Source organism: Mesorhizobium sp. (assembly GCF_024509055.1).
Classification (GTDB): domain Bacteria; phylum Pseudomonadota; class Alphaproteobacteria; order Rhizobiales; family Rhizobiaceae; genus Mesorhizobium.
In genome coordinates this window covers 43,478-58,030 of record NZ_JANINM010000006.1, presented here as the reverse complement: position 1 = coordinate 58,030, position 14,553 = coordinate 43,478, and the positions used below count along the sequence as shown (strand labels likewise).

The following is a 14,553-nucleotide window of genomic DNA, read 5'->3' as shown; positions in this document are numbered from 1 at the left end:
CCTACCGAGGGGAGATCCTGCCCGTGGCGACAGGGGAACGAAGGCGAGATTTCTCTCTCGCTCGCCGGCTCCCCTACTCCGCGATCCCTTCCTCATACTCCGCTGACATGGTCAGCCACTTGTCCTCGTTCTGGGCGAGCGTGGCCGCCAGCTGCGAGCGTTCCTTGGCAAGCCGCGTCGCGGTCGAGGGATCCTTTTCGTAGATCGCCGAATTGGCGAGCTCGTCCTCGATGAGGTCGATGCGCTTGCGGACACGGTCCATCAGCGCTTCGGTGGCGCGGATTTCCTTGGCCAAGGGCTCCATCGCGGCGCGGCGCTGGGCCGCTTCGCGGCGGCGATCGGCCTTGGACGCCTTGTCCGCCTCCTTCTGCTCGCGGCGGTTGGAGGAGACGCCGGTCACCAGCGTCTTGTAGTCCTCGAGGTCGCCGTCATAGGGATTGACCGCGCCATCCTTGACCAGCCACAGCCGGTCGGCCGTCGCTTCGAGCAGATGCCGGTCGTGCGAGATCAGGATGACCGCACCCGGAAAATCGTTCAGCGCATGGATCAGCGATTCACGGCTGTCGATGTCGAGATGGTTGGTCGGCTCGTCGAGGATGAAGAGGTTCGGCCCCTCGAAGGCCGACAGGCCCATCAAAAGCCGCGCCTTCTCGCCGCCGGACAGGTCTTTCGCCGCGGTATTCATCTTCTCGGTGGCCAGGCCGAACTGGGCGACGCGAGCGCGAACCTTGGCTTCCGGCGCGTCCGGCATCAGCCGGCGCACATGCTCATAGGCGTTCTCCTCCGGCCGAAGATCGTCGAGCTGGTGCTGGGCGAAGATCGCCACCTTCAGCCCGGGCGCCACCGTCATGGTGCCGGTTTCCTGCTTCAGCCGACCCGACAACAATTTGGCGAAGGTCGACTTGCCGTTGCCGTTGGCGCCGAGCAGCGCGATGCGATCGTCGGCATCGATGCGCAATGTCATCTTCTTCAGGATCGGCTGGCCTTCGGTGTAGCCGACATTGACGCCGTTGAGCGCCACGATCGGCGAGGCCACCGTCTTCACCGGCTCGGGGAAGGAGAACGGCCGCACAGTGTCGTTCACGATCGCGGCGATCGGCTTCATCTTCTCCAGCGCCTTGATACGCGACTGGGCTTGCCTGGCCTTTGAAGCCTTGGCGCGGAAGCGTTCGACGAAGGACTCCATATGCTTGCGGGCGGCTTCCTGCTTGATGCGGCCCTTTTCCTGCAATTCGCGCTGTTCGGTCAGCTGGCGTTCGAACTGGTCGTAGCCGCCGCGCCAGAAAGTCAGCTTCTTCTGGTCGAGGTGGACGATCGAGTTGACGGCGCGGTTGAGCAAGTCGCGATCGTGCGAGATCAGCAGAACCGTGTGCGGATACTTGGAGACGTAGTTCTCCAGCCACAGCGTGCCTTCGAGGTCGAGATAGTTGGTCGGCTCGTCGAGCAGCAGCAGGTCGGGCTCGGAGAAGAGCACGGCCGCGAGCGCCACACGCATGCGCCAGCCACCGGAGAAGGACGAAGCGGGACGCTTCTGCGCGGCGTCGTCGAAGCCGAGGCCGGCAAGGATGGTGGCCGCGCGCGACTCCGCTGAGTGCGCGTCGATGTCGGCGAGACGCGTATGGATCTCGGCGATGCGGTGAGCGTCGGTGGCGGTCTTTTCTTCCTCAAGCAGCGCCGAGCGTTCGCCATCGGCTTTCATGACGATCTCGATCAGCGGCTCCTCCGTGCCCGGTGCCTCCTGCGCCACCTGGCCGATGCGGGTGTTCCTGGGCAGGCTGATGGAGCCGGTCTCGGAGGGGAAATCACCGGTGATCGCCTTGAACAGCGTGGTCTTGCCGGTGCCGTTGCGTCCGACGAGGCCGGCCTTCGTGCCGGCCGGCAGGGTCAGCGAGGCATGATCGAGAAGCAGGCGCCCCGCCATGCGCAGCGAGAGGTCGTTGATGATAAGCATGGCCGGGCTTTTGCACGGGACGTCGCCGCTTCGCAAGAGCCAGCGGCCTTGCGCTGTTCCGCGCCGGCCCGGCCGCGGATACCGCGCCGGTCCTCTCCGGCTTCCTCAGCGAGGCAGCCCATCTTTCCCTGGCGGACAATCAAACTGGCGAAGCAAGACAACCACAAGTTCCACCTCAGCTTATATTATGGTTGCAGTCGCCGATACCACCAGAAAAAGTACCAAAATGTTCTAGTCCAACAGTGATGCTTACCGAAAATTGATTTCACTTTTACCGCGATCCTGCGAACTTACCCATGCGCTATGAGTCGCGTTAGGCGCCAACAATAACTTGATCGATCAGGAGTTCACGATGGACGGCGCGGCCAACGATCTGCGCACGCTGAGATACGTCGCGGAGATTACACGCAAGCTGGCGAAGATGCTTCCGCGCACGCGCTACCAGATGCTTGTCTATTTCCTGGAGATGACGGCGCTCGAGGCCGACAATCTTGCGGCCGATCAGGATTCCGGGCGCAAGGGCGCTCAGCCGGCCACGCTGCCCGGATCCCAGGACTGACTGCTACCTGCCCATCAGGCGCAATTGCGGACGGAAGACCGTTTCGCGCTTTTCCTGGGATTGCTCGATGATGCGGTCCAGGATGGCGAGGCATTTCAGCCTGCGCGCCTCCACCACCAGCCGGTTATCGTCTTCCACGATGGCGCGCTCGAATGCATCGAGCGCATCCAGCGCGGTATTCAGGTCACCGACCGGCCTGATGGCAAGGAAGAGGACGCGCCGCGCACTCACCCCCTCGCCCGCGTCCACGCCTGACTGGGTGGCGACGCGGCGGCGCAAGCCGAGGAGCGCCGACGTCTGGTCGCGCGAAATCGACGGCACGGCATGCTCCGTTCCACGGTGCGCCATGGTCACCACTGCCCTGACGGGTCAGGCCTTGGGCTTGCGCTTGGCCTTGCCGGCATCGGCGGCGGCGGGCTTGCGGCCGAGGCCGGAAGACTTGGCCAGTGCCGAGCGGGTGGCCGAATAGCTCGGCGCCACCATCGGATAGTCGGCGGGCAGGCCCCATTTGGCGCGGTATTCGTCCGGCGTCAGGCCGTGGTCGGTCGAGAGGTGCCGCTTCAGCGACTTGAACTTCTTTCCGTCCTCGAGACAGATGATGTGATCGGGGAACACCGAGCGCTTCGGGTTGACGGCCGGCGTCAGCGGCGTGGCTTCCACGACGACGCCTGTGCCGGCGAGCTTGCGCACCGAGGCGCTGACGCTGGCAATCAGATCAGGCAGGCCCGACGCCGGAAGCGGATTGTTGCCGACATAGGCCGAGACAATGTCTGCGGTCAGTTCGATTGCGGTCTTGTCATCGATATTGGACAATTTTTTCACCCTCTGCTGGCTCTGAAGTGACCAGCTGTTTTCAAGACTTTGGTCTAGGTATCGTATTGGACCTTGTCCCCCAACGGACCGTCCAGAGTCAGTAAACGCACGAGACTCAATACCGGAGGGATGTTTTCACCGCGGGTCGCGGTCACGCAAGTTAGGAATTCTAATACCTGAAACAGGTGCAATATAGCGTCTTTAGCCTTTAAGAAGCGGCAAAAGACACAACTGCACTTCGACTTTAGCGCGCAGTTGCTCCAAAATCGAAGTGCAACGCCGAAACCGGCACCGGACCCGCGCATTCGCGCACTGCCGGACGATCATGCCTGATTCGTGGCCCCTGGTGCCAGCCGCTCATTTCGCGGCCGCACCGCGCCCGATCTCCACCGGACCTCTGTCGGCAAGGATTTCCAGCACCCGCTTCCAGCGCGCACAACGGCCGAAATCCTTCTGCTCGATGGCCTTCTCGGCCTTCATGGCGGCATAGAGCGACGCCTCGACGCCGAATTCCCTGAGCAGCCAGTGCGCTTCCTGTCTGGCGCGGCGTTCGTCCTCGTCAAGCATGGTTCTCAAGCCTCCGAACGTTCTATGCCCACCGCGATGCAGCTTCCAATGACCAGGACCGCGCCGGCAATGGCAGTCGTCGACAGGCTTTCGCCCGACAGGGCCAGCAACAGCGTGGACGCGATCGGTGTCAGATAGGCGACGACAGCAAGCCTGCCGCCCTGGTCGAGGCTCAACGCCCGCGACCAGAAATAATAGCCGAGCCCCATCGGGCCGGCGCCGAGGTAAAGGCCGAGCAGGAGGTCGACGCCCGACAGGCCGGCGGCGCCGTCATGCAGGCACCAGGCGAAGGTAAGCGCCACGCCGATCACCGCCGAAGGCAGCAAAAGACGGTCCGGCGGCACGGCAAGCCGGCCGACGGCGATCGAATAGAAGGCCATGCAGAGGGCCGAGCCAAAGGCGGCGGCACAGCCGGCGAGGCTGCCCCCCTCGAACCAGGCATGGGCGCGCCCGCCGGAAATCACCAGCGCCACGCCAGCGAAACCGAGCGCGGCGGTCACCCCAAGCAGCAACGGACGCTTCGGGCGGTCGAGCAGGATGATCGCGGCGGCGACCATCAGCGGCCAGGTGTAAGCGACCAGATTGGCCTCGATCACCGGCATCGAGGCAAAGGCGACGTATTGCAGCACCATGGTGCCGACAAGGCCGATGAAGCCGACGATGTAGGCGAGCGCAGCGCTGCCCTTCTCCTCTTGCGGGAGAGAAGGAGAGCTGCCGCTCATCAGCCTTATCAGCGCAAAGACCAGGGCGGCGCCGCAGAACTGCAGGAACTGCACCTCGGACACCGGATGGCTGGCAAGCAAGGTCTTGCCGACCAGCGCGTTGGTCGCCCACAACGCCACGGCGCCGAAGGCGAAGGCCAGCGCCGCACCTAAGGCGGTGCCAGCCCGTTTTCCCTCCATGACCGGGCCGAGGCTCAGCGAAGGCAGCTGGCGCTCGGCAGGGTCGTGGCGCATCACCACGACTCCCTTGCTCCGCCCGAGACGGGATCCACGGCCGGGTTCGGCACCGGATGTTCCTCGGCATGGCGCCGGTAGGCGGGCAGTTGGTTCGTCCAGACGTCGTCGGCGAGCTCGTTCACCCAGGCGCGGTCCTGATCGTTGTCGGCGGCGAGGTAGAACATGCGGTTGTCGTCGACATAAGGCTTGGTCGCCGAGCGCTGGTTGAGCACCAGCGTGACGCGCTCGCCGAGCTGGATCGGCGCCGTGCGATGCAGCACGCCGAGGAACTGTCCGAGCGTGGCGTAGTTCATCTTGTGATCGATGCGCATGACCTTGTTGCGCGGCAGATCGCGGCCGGATTCGAGGATCGCCCTGCCTGTCTCAGAATCGTCGCAATAGATCTCCAGATGGCCACCGATCAGAGGATCGCTGATCGACAGCGGAACGAGCTCGGTCACCGGAACGCCATCGCAGTGCCATTCCACGGCGCCGTCTTTCGGGTTCATGAAGGTGACCGTCGAGCCGACGATCGACAGCGGATAGGGTTCAAGCTTGGTGCCCATCATGTCGGACAGCCGCTCCAGCCGCAGCTTGTCGTTGAGAAGCTCCTTGATTTCAGGGATGTAGCGGTCGGCGCCGGTGATGAAGGTGAGGTCGAGATGCTTGTGCACGGCGTGGCTGGCCTTGAGCTTGAGCGCCGCCTCCTCGATCGCCGCAAGAAGCTGCGGGTCGTAGCCGTGAAGATACTGGGCGACGCCGAAGCTCGACACTTTCCACGCCGTATCATGGCCGATGATGGCTTCACGACTCATCGCGTAGCGCAGTTCGGGAATTGTATGGGCGTTCATTCTACTTTCTCCAAGGTGGGGGCAACACTTGGTAAACAGTCGATTAATTCGCCTCCCTCTGTAAATTTAGGAATGCTGGTGCTAGCGTAAGCCAGGCTTAAGGTCGAAACCCCCGTGCGTCTGCTCAGTCAGGTCAACCTCAACTCGCTCAAAATCGTCGAGAGCGCCGCCAGGCACAAGAACTTCACGCGTGCCGGCGAAGAGCAGTTCATCACAGCTTCCGCGGTCAGTCAGCGGGTGAAGAGCCTGGAAGACCAGCTGCGCTTCAAGATCTTCCAGCGCGGCGGCAATGCGGTGTCGCTGACGCCGGAAGGCGAGACCTATGTGGCGCGGGTGCGCGAGGCGCTGGAGCGCATCGTGGCGGCCAGCATGGAGGCCACGGGCCAGTCGCAGGCACATGTCTTGAGGATTTGCGTGCTGCCGACATTCGCTGCGCGCTGGCTGTTTCCGCGGCTCTCGGCCTTCCAGCGGCAATTTCCCGACATCGAGATGCGGGTCTCGACATCCTACGCCACGCATGAATTCTCGACCTCGGAATACGACCTTGAGATCCGCTATGGCGACGGCAATTTTCCGGGCCTCAATTCGGAGCTTCTGTTCAAGGAAGACCTGACGCCGGTGTGCAGCCGCAAGCTGTACTACGAGGTGCTGGGCGACAAGCCGCTTTCGAAGGTGACGCCGGAAGACCTCAGATATTTCACCCTGCTCCACTCCGATACCTGCACCCAGAACTGGCAATCGTGGCTGGGCTTTGCAGGCGCGAGCTTCGTGCTGGGCGAGACCAAGAGCATCTATTTCGATTCCTGCATGATGTCCTACGAGGCGGCCAATGCCGGCATGGGCTTTGCCGTCGCCAACCGTGCCTATATGGCAAGCGACATCCGCGCCGAGCGGCTGGTGGCGCCCTTCGCTGTCCACCATCCCAACACCGCCGGCTGGTACTTCGTCAGCCCCATGAAGGTGCTGGGCGCCCGCAAGGTGGAGTTCTTCAAGCAGTGGATCATGGCCGAGGCGGCGCTGACGCAGCGCCAGCTGGACCTGGAGATCGCCGGCGGACAGCTGGGCCGCTCTGCGATGGCGTGAGACATCGGCGCCTACCGGGTGTCGCTCTTCCACCGCGAAAATCCGATCGATCCTTGAAAGACGCAGGCTTTCGAAACTTGTACGCCCGGTTGCGTCGATAGCCGGCTAGCGCGATCGCACCATGACGTGGCGGCAAGACTCAGCTATCTTGACTTGTGCGGCGGGCCTGATTTTCCCGCTTGGCCGGCGCTTCCAGCTTCCTCCCAAGCAGCGCCGGCCTTCTTCTGTGCCGCGGCGGTTCTCGGCCTGCGGCGATCGCGGTTTGAACCGATCTCGTCATTGCTTAGGCGGTGTGCCAGGCTGATCGCCGCCGGTCGTCGATTTCGGCACGGGATTCTTGTCGACCTGCGGGTTCTGGTCGGCAGGCGCCTTGGTCGGCGGCGTGCTGTTGTCGCAGGCGGCGAGCTCGAGCCCTGCCGCCAGGGCCAGTAGCAAGGGAAGTTTCATCATGACGACCTCCTCTCGTTCGCATTCGTTTGGGCAACGATGGCGCAGCGCTTTGGTTGCGCCGGCGGGAACCAATGGCCCAAGTCCCGGTTGACATGCGAACCGAGGAACCTCGCGAGGAGACGATCATGATACGCCTGCTGCTTACGGGCCTGTTCGCATACACCGCCTATCGCGTCGCCGTGAGGATCATCGACGAAGTGCCCGGCGACGTCGCGCCACTGGACATGCCTTGCGAACGGCGAGCGCTGCGGCGCCAGTCGACGGCAATGGGCGTGGCGCCGAGGCGCTAACAGCCGCGCCAACCTTCGGCGACATCTCCCGATATCCCCGTTGCGAACAAAGCGGAAACGATGCTTGATGGGCGATGAACATCGCCGCCCGTGATTCGTCCTTCGAGGCGCCCGCTTACCTTGCCCGGCTGAACGACGAGCAGCGGCTGGCGGTGGTGCATGGCGACGGCAAGGTGGCCGCGCCGCTTCTGGTGATCGCCGGCGCCGGTTCGGGCAAGACGAACACGCTGGCGCATCGCGTCGCTCATCTCATCGTCAAGGGCGCCGATCCGCGCCGCATCCTGCTGATGACTTTTTCGCGCCGCGCGGCGTCCGAGATGGCCAAGCGCGTCGAGCGCATCGCTGGCGAGGTGCTGGGACGAGACGCCGCGATCATCGCCGACGCGCTCGCCTGGGCCGGCACCTTCCACGGCATCGGCGCGAGGCTGCTGCGCGACTATGCCGAGCAGATCGGCCTCGATCCCGCCTTCACCATCCACGACCGCGAGGATTCGGCCGACCTGATGAACCTCGCCCGGCACGAACTCGGCTTCTCGAAGACCGAGAGCCGGTTCCCGACGAAAGGCACCTGCCTGCAGATCTATTCCCGCGCCGTCAACGCGCAGGCGCCGCTGGGCGAAGTGCTGGGTTCCGCCTTTCCCTGGTGCGCGGCCTGGGCGGACCAGCTGAAGGAGCTGTTCGCCCGGTATGTCGAGGCCAAACAGGCGCAGAACGTGCTCGATTACGACGACCTTCTGCTCTACTGGGCGCAGATGGCGGCGGAGCCCGAGATCGCCGCGCATCTTTCCTCGCGCTTCGACCATGTGCTGGTCGACGAATACCAGGACACCAACCGGCTGCAGTCCTCGATCCTGCTGGCGCTCAAGCCGGACGGCGCCGGGCTGACCGTGGTGGGCGACGACGCGCAGTCGATCTATTCCTTCCGCGCGGCGGAAGTGCGCAACATCCTCGACTTCCCGAAACAGTTCGCGCAAGGCGCCGAGATCGTCATGCTTGAGCGCAACTACCGCTCGACCGAGCCGATCCTGGCCGCCGCCAACCGGGTGATCGGCGAGGCCAGCGAGCGCTTCACCAAGAACCTGTGGACCGAACGCCGGTCATCGCACAAGCCGCAGCTGGTCAGCGTGCGCGACGAGGCCGAGCAGGCCAATTATGTCTGTCAGGCGATCCTCGCCGAGCGCGAGGCCGGCACGGCGTTGAAGGCGCAGGCGGTGCTGTTCCGTACCTCCAGCCACAGCGGGCCGCTGGAAGTCGAGCTGACGCGCCGCAACATCCCCTTCGTCAAGTTCGGCGGCCTGAAGTTCCTCGACGCCGCGCATGTGAAAGACATGCTGGCGATGCTGCGCTTCGCAGAGAACCCGCGCGACCGCGTCGCCGGGTTTCGCGTGCTGCAATTGATGCCGGGCATCGGTCCTTCCGCCGCCTCGCAGATCGTCGACGCGATGGCGACCTCGCTCGACGAGACGCTCGGCCTTGCCCGCTTCCGGCCACCGCAGCGCGCAGCCGAGGACTGGCCGGTCTTCCTCGACATCTATAGCGGGCTGCGCGCCGGCCCGAAATGGCCGGCCGACCTCGAACGGATCAGGCTCTGGTACGAGCCGCATCTGGAGCGGATCCACGAGGACGCGATCACCCGCCGGGCCGATCTGGTGCAGCTCGAGCAGATCGCGTCCGGCTATCCGTCGCGCGAGCGTTTCTTGACCGAGCTGACGCTCGACCCGCCCGACGCCACCAGCGACCAGGCCGGTCCGCCGCATCGCGACGAGGATTACCTCATCCTGTCCACCATCCATTCGGCCAAAGGGCAGGAATGGAAGAACGTCTTCGTGCTCAACACCGTAGACGGCTGCATCCCGGCCGATCTCGGCGTCGGCACCAAGGAAGACATCGAGGAAGAGCGCCGGCTGCTCTATGTGGCGATGACGCGGGCGAAGGACAGCCTGCACCTTCTCGTGCCGCAGCGCTTCTACCCGCACAACCAGCCGGCGCGCGGTGACCGCCATGTCTATGCCTCGCGCACCCGCTTCATCCCGGCCTCGATGCTCCCGGCCTTCGAGCAAAGCTCCTGGGCAAGCGCGGCCATCAAGGACGACCCGCGCCAGAAGCCTGGCGTCAAAGTCGATCTCGGCGCGCGAATGCGCGGCATGTGGAAATAGGCCGAGCGGCCCTGTCCAACGCTGGCGGCAACCAAAGGCGGCAAATATCGTTGTTCCGCTTCAAAGGAGCATGACGATGGACCCGATGGCGGCGGCGATGATCCTGCTTACCTGCAGCGCGGACATGCAGTCCTGCCACGCGTCGGACGCGCACCCGGCAGTCTATGCTGGCATGGATGAATGCTATGCCGCCCTGCCCGTACGGCTCGAAGGTACCGGCCTGATAGGAAAGTGCGAACCGGCGAAGGGAATCGTTCCCGGCAGCGAAGTTGCCGTCGTGCGTGTCGTCAGAAGGGTCGGTCCCGATACCGTTGCAAAGGACTATATCGTGACGCGCACCGACAGCGCCGCACAATAGCCGATGCACCTGCGGACGGGCCACCAACAAAAGCCGAGGCGCGTGGAACCTCTCGTAGCAAGACACGTTGTCTGGCGTCCTACCCCGGCGGAGCCCCGCCCTATCAACCCGAGAGGCGATAAATGTACGACAGGATGTTCTTCACCCCGGTCGCCATCAGCGTCGGCGCCGGCCACAAGCGCATGATTGCGTCCCTGTTCGACATGCACGAATTCCTGACCGAATTCCCGCCGTCACGCCGCCGCCTCAGCTACGGCGCGACAGTCAGGGCATGCGAGGCCGCGCGAACCGGGGAAATCTCGGCCGAAGCGGCGCGCGACGCGCTGATCACCTTCGCGGTGACAGCCGGCGTCCTGTGGCCCTCGGACCAGCCGATCGTCTCGGTCAAGCCGGTGGCGCGCGGCTTCGCCGCCTGAGCCTTCATTCCTCCCCAGCAAGAAGCCGCCGCGGAACGCATCCGCGACGGCTTTTTGCTTTTGGTGCGGATCGAAGCCCGGATCGGCTTCTCAATCCGGCTTGGCCGGCGAGGCCTCGGCCAGCGGGGAGACCGGCTCCGCGCCGGCGGTGAAAGGATAGGCAAGCTGCTGGTGGTAGAGTTGCGGCACAGGTTCGTCGACACCGTATTTCGCGGGCATCCGGTCGGGCATGTACAAGGTGCCGCCGATGAGGTCGAGGAACGGCAGCTGGCCGGCGAAATTCTTGTCATAGGCCTGGCGTTCGTTGGCGTGGTGCCAGTGATGGAACTGCGGCGAGGCCAGCAGCCATCTCAGCGGCCCGAACTTGATGCGCGCGTTGGAATGGATGAACACCGACTGCCAGTGGTAGATCAGCACGTAGATCAGGACCGCCTCGCCGGAAAAACCCAGCGCGAAGATCGGCAGGATCGAGGCCGCCTTGGTCAGGATCTGATCCACCGGGTGCACGCGGTGGGCGGCGAGCCAGTCCATTTCCTCGATGGAATGGTGAATGGCGTGGAAGCGCCACAGGAACGGCACGGCGTGGAAGGTGCGGTGCGCGAGATAGAAGCCGACATCGGCAACCAGCAGAACCTCGATGGCCTGCAGCCAGATCGGCTGAGACTGGACGGTAGCGGTGAGGCTGGTGGGAACGAGACGCTCCGTAACCAGCATCGCCATCCCGACCACGATCAGCAGGCCGAACCTGATGACGATGCCGTTGAACAGGAGATAGAAGACATCGTTCAGCCAGTGCCGGCGCGTCAGCCGCTGTTCCGCGTGCAGCGGCAGCAGCTGCTCGAGCGGAATGAAGATGAGGGCGACGATCAGCATCGCCTTGAAGTCGATGAGATCGAACATTTCTCTCGCGGACCGGCTGAACCAAGCCACATACGTTAACGGCCAAAGGATGAATGGACCGTTGATATTCCAGGTCGCCCAGGGCCGGTGAAACTTCCTGAATCCGTGAAACTCTCCAGGCTCTGCGTGAAACACAGCACAGAACATCCACCCCGCCCGTGCAGCTTGCGGGAGCGCAACAGGAAGGGCGGATGTTTCTCGATCGCGACCAGTTCAAGCCGGCGGCTGAAATGAGGCTCGGCCGCGACAGATCGTCGATCCGGGTGACGATAACCGACCCGCAGGTGTGCGAGCTCGGCGAGGCCCTCTATGCCTGGATCACCGCCGACGGCAAGCCCGTGCGGATCGGCACCTGCGGCCCGTCGGCGGGCAAGCGCCTGTTGTCATATCCCGGCTACATCAACCGCAGCCTGGCCGGACGAGGCGGCGCGACACCGAAATGGGAAGCCTTGAAATGGCTCGGCCTGCTTACCGAGCACGGGGTGCTGACGGCGGTGATCCATCAGCCTGAGCCAATGCCGACGGCGGCCGGCCTGATCAGGCCCTATCTCGACGTCGAGCGCCAGTTGATCCGACAGCACCGCCCGCTGCTCAACCGCGGCCACCGCTGATCAGCGCCTGAAGCCGATCAGTGAACGGTTCCAACGGCGTCGCCCGGAACCTTGACGCGCGGGCCCGGGCTCTCGAAACTCACCTGGTCGCGGCCATTCGACTTCGCCTTGTAGAGATGCCTGTCGGCGACCTGGAACATGTAGTGATAGGTCGTCGGGCCGCTGAAGGCGACGCCGCCGATACTGACAGAGAGCGGACACGGCTGGCCGCCAGGAGCGAATTCGGTTTCGCGGATGCGACGCCTGATGGTCTCGGCCACCAGGACCGAGCGCGCGGAATCGGCGCCCGGAAGGAAGACCGCGAATTCCTCGCCGCCGATGCGCCCGACGATGTCGGCGCCGTGCAGCTGGCCCTGGATCGTCCTTGCGATCAGCTTGAGCGCCTCGTCGCCGCAATCATGGCCGAGCCGGTCGTTGATCGACTTGAAATGGTCGGCGTCGACGATCAGCAGCGCGCCGGTGTCGGCGACGGTATGGCCGCGGGCCTGTTCGAGATAGGCCTCGACAAGCATCGAGAAGGCGCCGCGGTTGAAGACCGCCGTAAGGCTATCGGTCGCGGCGACGATGCTGAGTTCCTTCTGGGCGATGGCGAGCTGGCGCATTTTCCACATCAGGAAGAACAGGAACGACCCACCAAGGATCAGAGGCAGGAAAAGGTCGGTGAGTTCCGCCCACCGCAGCGCCTGCGGCGACAGCGACGGAAAATTGAACGAATCGACGAAGAAGGCTGCGGCGATGAAGAACGCAGTACCGGCGACGGTGACCGCCACGACCCTGCCCCAACTCGTGGGGGACAAATCGATGCGCATGTCATTGCTCCCACTGCAACTGGCCTATCTTGAGGCGGGAGCGCAAAGGAAGTCCTAATTCATTCGCTTCAATGCAAGATTGGTTAACCGTTGCGGCATCGATGTCCCGCAAGGCTCTGGCCTTCTTCCCCGGTATTTGCTCCCGAACATCAGAAAGCCCGCCACGAAACAGTGGCAGGCTTTCCGACTGGCCGGAGGCTCTGGTCAGCGCGCCGCCGGTCGCGGGGGAAACCGACGACGCGGTAGGAGAGTGCCGCGGAGCCTCACGGCTGGTCCGACACTCCCGGCAGAACCGCTATCGCCGTCAGCGGCGCGAGATCATCAGGCAGAGCGCCCGCAGGTCGCTGTCATAGGTGCCCTCGCTGGAAAGCACGTCCCGGCAGCGCTTTTTCATCCGCGTGAGCTGCGCTCCCGACATCTGGGCGATGGAAGCCGGAGGCTGAGCCACCGGCGTACCAAGCGTGGTCGGCGTGCCGGGAGTGGTCGGCGTCGCGCCGACACCCACGCCGACACCGGCACCAACGCCATTGCCCACACCGACGCCGACATCCGCGCCGATCCCGTTGCCGACATTGGCGCCGACGCCGGCATTGACGCCGTTGGAGCCGCCGACGGAAGCCGAGGCGCCCGCATCGACGCCGTTCGAGCCATCGACGGACGCCCCGACACCGGTGTTCACGCCGCCCGATCCGCCGACCGAGGCGCCAACACCGGCATTTACGCCGCCGCTGCCGCCGACCGACGCGCCAACACCGGCGTTAATACCGCCGCCGCCGCCGACAGAAGCACCGACACCGACGCCAATGCCGCCCGCCGCGTTGGCCGGTACAGCGAAAATAGCGATAATTGCGCCACTGACTAGGCTTCTAGCGATTTTTTGACGAATACTAGACATGACACTCTCCTCTTTGGACACATTATTTGCTGCGCTGCATCATCAGAGCATATCCCCTGAAATACATGCACGTGCACGGAGAGCTACGATTCAGCCTTCATGTTGGTTTCTTTGTTTTTTTAATCAGTACAATCCATAGTTTTCGGTCTTTTTACTCGCGCTCTAAAAAGATAGGCGATTTTTCTTAAATATTTAAAGTTCTACTGAATTTCTCAACGAAAACTCGACCACGAGTTGAAAGCGATTGCATGAGATGAACGGCGCGATCGCCGACACGACTTGGCCGGCTGGGCGCTTGCTCGCGATACGACTGGCCGCGAGCGTGGCGTTTCACATTTTCCTGGGATGTTCAGGCGTAGGCGCGGCCTTCTTCCGAGCGCTGGAACAGCGTCAGGTCTAGCGGCACCGATGGCCGGCCGAGCACGGTGAGGCACATATGCGCCTGACCGCGGTGATGCGTCTGGTGATTGAAGAAATGGCTGAGCGCCGGCGCCAGCCGCTGCGAGACGGTTCGCATGTCCGGCAGGGTCAGGTAGGAGAAACGTCCGGTGAGCGCCTTCTCGCTCATCGCCGTCAGCCACTCGACGATCCTGTTGTCTTCCGCCTCACGCGCCAGCCGCAGGCCAGGCAGCGCGCGATGGAGGATCGCCGCGGTGTTGGCGGGCGCATCGCCCTCGCCGGTAAAGCGCTTCATCCAGACGCGGTCGACGGCCAGCAGATGGTTGAGCGTGCCCAGCGTCGAGCCGAAGAAGGCGCCGACGTCGCGGTCGAGCTCTTCCTCGGTGAGATTGGCGGCAGCGTCGTAGATGCGACCGTTGGCCCATTGATTATAGGCCGCAAACATCATGAAATGCTGTTTCATCATCCACCCGGCTGGCAACGAATCCCGGCTCTTCGTAAACCGCA

The 14,553-nt window shown here is 63.8% G+C and carries 18 protein-coding genes; 7 read left to right on the top strand and 11 right to left on the bottom strand.

Annotated elements, in window-relative coordinates; all coding sequences use genetic code 11:
* Window positions 1-73: 73 nt before the first annotated feature.
* Window positions 74-1,951, bottom strand: coding sequence for an ABC-F family ATP-binding cassette domain-containing protein (locus Q0L57_RS00560; RefSeq protein WP_296736308.1), 1,878 nt, complete (start codon window positions 1,949-1,951; stop codon window positions 74-76).
* A gap of 352 nt (window positions 1,952-2,303) precedes the next feature.
* Between Q0L57_RS00560 and Q0L57_RS00555 the strand changes: the two genes are divergently transcribed.
* Window positions 2,304-2,510 (top strand): hypothetical protein, encoded by a 207-nt coding sequence (locus Q0L57_RS00555; protein WP_296736305.1) that lies wholly within the window; start codon window positions 2,304-2,306, stop codon window positions 2,508-2,510.
* A 3-nt stretch (window positions 2,511-2,513) separates the two neighbouring features.
* On the opposite strand, the gene Q0L57_RS00550 is transcribed toward Q0L57_RS00555, so the two are convergent.
* The 5 genes from Q0L57_RS00550 to Q0L57_RS00530 all read right to left on the bottom strand — a co-directional run bounded on the left by Q0L57_RS00550 (window position 2,514) and on the right by Q0L57_RS00530 (window position 5,679).
* Window positions 2,514-2,831, bottom strand: a complete 318-nt coding sequence (locus tag Q0L57_RS00550) for a hypothetical protein (protein WP_296736302.1) — start codon at window positions 2,829-2,831, stop codon at window positions 2,514-2,516.
* A gap of 48 nt (window positions 2,832-2,879) precedes the next feature.
* Entirely contained in the window at window positions 2,880-3,323 is a 444-nt protein-coding gene (locus tag Q0L57_RS00545; protein ID WP_296736300.1) for a MucR family transcriptional regulator, read from the bottom strand.
* Window positions 3,324-3,680: 357 nt separating this feature from the next.
* Window positions 3,681-3,890: a hypothetical protein gene (locus Q0L57_RS00540; protein ID WP_296736298.1), complete on the bottom strand. Its 210-nt coding sequence runs from the start codon at window positions 3,888-3,890 to the stop codon at window positions 3,681-3,683.
* 5 nt (window positions 3,891-3,895) lie between these two features.
* Window positions 3,896-4,846, bottom strand: coding sequence for a DMT family transporter (locus tag Q0L57_RS00535; RefSeq protein WP_296736295.1), 951 nt, complete (start codon window positions 4,844-4,846; stop codon window positions 3,896-3,898).
* Complete coding sequence (locus Q0L57_RS00530; RefSeq protein WP_296736292.1) at window positions 4,846-5,679, bottom strand: hypothetical protein; 834 nt, start codon at window positions 5,677-5,679, stop codon at window positions 4,846-4,848. Before Q0L57_RS00530 ends, Q0L57_RS00535 begins: the two co-directional genes overlap by 1 nt.
* A gap of 114 nt (window positions 5,680-5,793) precedes the next feature.
* Between Q0L57_RS00530 and Q0L57_RS00525 the strand changes: the two genes are divergently transcribed.
* On the top strand, window positions 5,794-6,762 hold the full coding sequence (locus tag Q0L57_RS00525; protein WP_296736289.1) for a LysR substrate-binding domain-containing protein: 969 nt from the start codon (window positions 5,794-5,796) through the stop codon (window positions 6,760-6,762).
* A gap of 276 nt (window positions 6,763-7,038) precedes the next feature.
* On the opposite strand, the gene Q0L57_RS00520 is transcribed toward Q0L57_RS00525, so the two are convergent.
* On the bottom strand, window positions 7,039-7,212 hold the full coding sequence (locus Q0L57_RS00520) for a hypothetical protein (protein ID WP_296736287.1): 174 nt from the start codon (window positions 7,210-7,212) through the stop codon (window positions 7,039-7,041).
* 125 nt (window positions 7,213-7,337) lie between these two features.
* Here Q0L57_RS00520 and Q0L57_RS00515 point away from each other — a divergent pair, with 125 nt between their 5' ends.
* The 4 genes from Q0L57_RS00515 to Q0L57_RS00500 all read left to right on the top strand — a co-directional run bounded on the left by Q0L57_RS00515 (window position 7,338) and on the right by Q0L57_RS00500 (window position 10,432).
* Window positions 7,338-7,502, top strand: coding sequence for a hypothetical protein (locus Q0L57_RS00515; RefSeq protein ID WP_296736285.1), 165 nt, complete (start codon window positions 7,338-7,340; stop codon window positions 7,500-7,502).
* A gap of 74 nt (window positions 7,503-7,576) precedes the next feature.
* Complete coding sequence (locus Q0L57_RS00510; protein ID WP_296736282.1) at window positions 7,577-9,658, top strand: ATP-dependent helicase; 2,082 nt, start codon at window positions 7,577-7,579, stop codon at window positions 9,656-9,658.
* 76 nt (window positions 9,659-9,734) lie between these two features.
* Window positions 9,735-10,016 (top strand): hypothetical protein, encoded by a 282-nt coding sequence (locus tag Q0L57_RS00505; RefSeq protein WP_296736280.1) that lies wholly within the window; start codon window positions 9,735-9,737, stop codon window positions 10,014-10,016.
* Window positions 10,017-10,138: 122 nt separating this feature from the next.
* The gene (locus Q0L57_RS00500; RefSeq protein ID WP_296736279.1) at window positions 10,139-10,432 is read left to right on the top strand and encodes a DUF982 domain-containing protein; all 294 of its coding nucleotides are present in this window, start codon (window positions 10,139-10,141) and stop codon (window positions 10,430-10,432) included.
* 90 nt (window positions 10,433-10,522) lie between these two features.
* On the opposite strand, the gene Q0L57_RS00495 is transcribed toward Q0L57_RS00500, so the two are convergent.
* Window positions 10,523-11,332 carry a sterol desaturase family protein gene (locus Q0L57_RS00495; protein WP_296736276.1) on the bottom strand — a complete coding sequence of 270 codons (810 nt, stop codon included), beginning with the start codon at window positions 11,330-11,332 and terminating at the stop codon, window positions 10,523-10,525.
* 191 nt (window positions 11,333-11,523) lie between these two features.
* Here Q0L57_RS00495 and Q0L57_RS00490 point away from each other — a divergent pair, with 191 nt between their 5' ends.
* Window positions 11,524-11,943 carry a hypothetical protein gene (locus Q0L57_RS00490; protein WP_296736273.1) on the top strand — a complete coding sequence of 140 codons (420 nt, stop codon included), beginning with the start codon at window positions 11,524-11,526 and terminating at the stop codon, window positions 11,941-11,943.
* Between the two features lie 17 nt (window positions 11,944-11,960).
* Here Q0L57_RS00490 and Q0L57_RS00485 read toward each other — a convergent pair whose 3' ends face one another.
* The 3 genes from Q0L57_RS00485 to Q0L57_RS00475 all read right to left on the bottom strand — a co-directional run bounded on the left by Q0L57_RS00485 (window position 11,961) and on the right by Q0L57_RS00475 (window position 14,509).
* Window positions 11,961-12,752: a GGDEF domain-containing protein gene (locus tag Q0L57_RS00485; protein ID WP_296736271.1), complete on the bottom strand. Its 792-nt coding sequence runs from the start codon at window positions 12,750-12,752 to the stop codon at window positions 11,961-11,963.
* A gap of 304 nt (window positions 12,753-13,056) precedes the next feature.
* On the bottom strand, window positions 13,057-13,647 hold the full coding sequence (locus tag Q0L57_RS00480; RefSeq protein WP_296736269.1) for a hypothetical protein: 591 nt from the start codon (window positions 13,645-13,647) through the stop codon (window positions 13,057-13,059).
* 349 nt (window positions 13,648-13,996) lie between these two features.
* Window positions 13,997-14,509 carry a DinB family protein gene (locus tag Q0L57_RS00475; protein WP_296736266.1) on the bottom strand — a complete coding sequence of 171 codons (513 nt, stop codon included), beginning with the start codon at window positions 14,507-14,509 and terminating at the stop codon, window positions 13,997-13,999.
* Window positions 14,510-14,553 lie beyond the last annotated feature (44 nt).

Bases quoted from the DNA above. Each gene is read 5' to 3' on its own strand.
- Q0L57_RS00530 (WP_296736292.1), bottom strand. From the start codon at position 5,679: ATGAACGCCCATACAATTCCCGAACTGCGCTACGCGATGAGTCGTGAA.
- Q0L57_RS00495 (WP_296736276.1), bottom strand. From the start codon at position 11,332: ATGTTCGATCTCATCGACTTCAAGGCGATGCTGATCGTCGCCCTCATC.
- Q0L57_RS00540 (WP_296736298.1), bottom strand. From the start codon at position 3,890: ATGCTTGACGAGGACGAACGCCGCGCCAGACAGGAAGCGCACTGGCTG.
- Q0L57_RS00485 (WP_296736271.1), bottom strand. From the start codon at position 12,752: ATGCGCATCGATTTGTCCCCCACGAGTTGGGGCAGGGTCGTGGCGGTC.
- Q0L57_RS00515 (WP_296736285.1), top strand. From the start codon at position 7,338: ATGATACGCCTGCTGCTTACGGGCCTGTTCGCATACACCGCCTATCGC.
- Q0L57_RS00490 (WP_296736273.1), top strand. From the start codon at position 11,524: ATGTTTCTCGATCGCGACCAGTTCAAGCCGGCGGCTGAAATGAGGCTC.
- Q0L57_RS00510 (WP_296736282.1), top strand. From the start codon at position 7,577: ATGAACATCGCCGCCCGTGATTCGTCCTTCGAGGCGCCCGCTTACCTT.
- Q0L57_RS00475 (WP_296736266.1), bottom strand. From the start codon at position 14,509: ATGAAACAGCATTTCATGATGTTTGCGGCCTATAATCAATGGGCCAAC.
- Q0L57_RS00555 (WP_296736305.1), top strand. From the start codon at position 2,304: ATGGACGGCGCGGCCAACGATCTGCGCACGCTGAGATACGTCGCGGAG.
- Q0L57_RS00535 (WP_296736295.1), bottom strand. From the start codon at position 4,846: ATGCGCCACGACCCTGCCGAGCGCCAGCTGCCTTCGCTGAGCCTCGGC.
- Q0L57_RS00560 (WP_296736308.1), bottom strand. From the start codon at position 1,951: ATGCTTATCATCAACGACCTCTCGCTGCGCATGGCGGGGCGCCTGCTT.
- Q0L57_RS00520 (WP_296736287.1), bottom strand. From the start codon at position 7,212: ATGATGAAACTTCCCTTGCTACTGGCCCTGGCGGCAGGGCTCGAGCTC.
- Q0L57_RS00505 (WP_296736280.1), top strand. From the start codon at position 9,735: ATGGACCCGATGGCGGCGGCGATGATCCTGCTTACCTGCAGCGCGGAC.
- Q0L57_RS00480 (WP_296736269.1), bottom strand. From the start codon at position 13,647: ATGTCTAGTATTCGTCAAAAAATCGCTAGAAGCCTAGTCAGTGGCGCA.
- Q0L57_RS00500 (WP_296736279.1), top strand. From the start codon at position 10,139: ATGTACGACAGGATGTTCTTCACCCCGGTCGCCATCAGCGTCGGCGCC.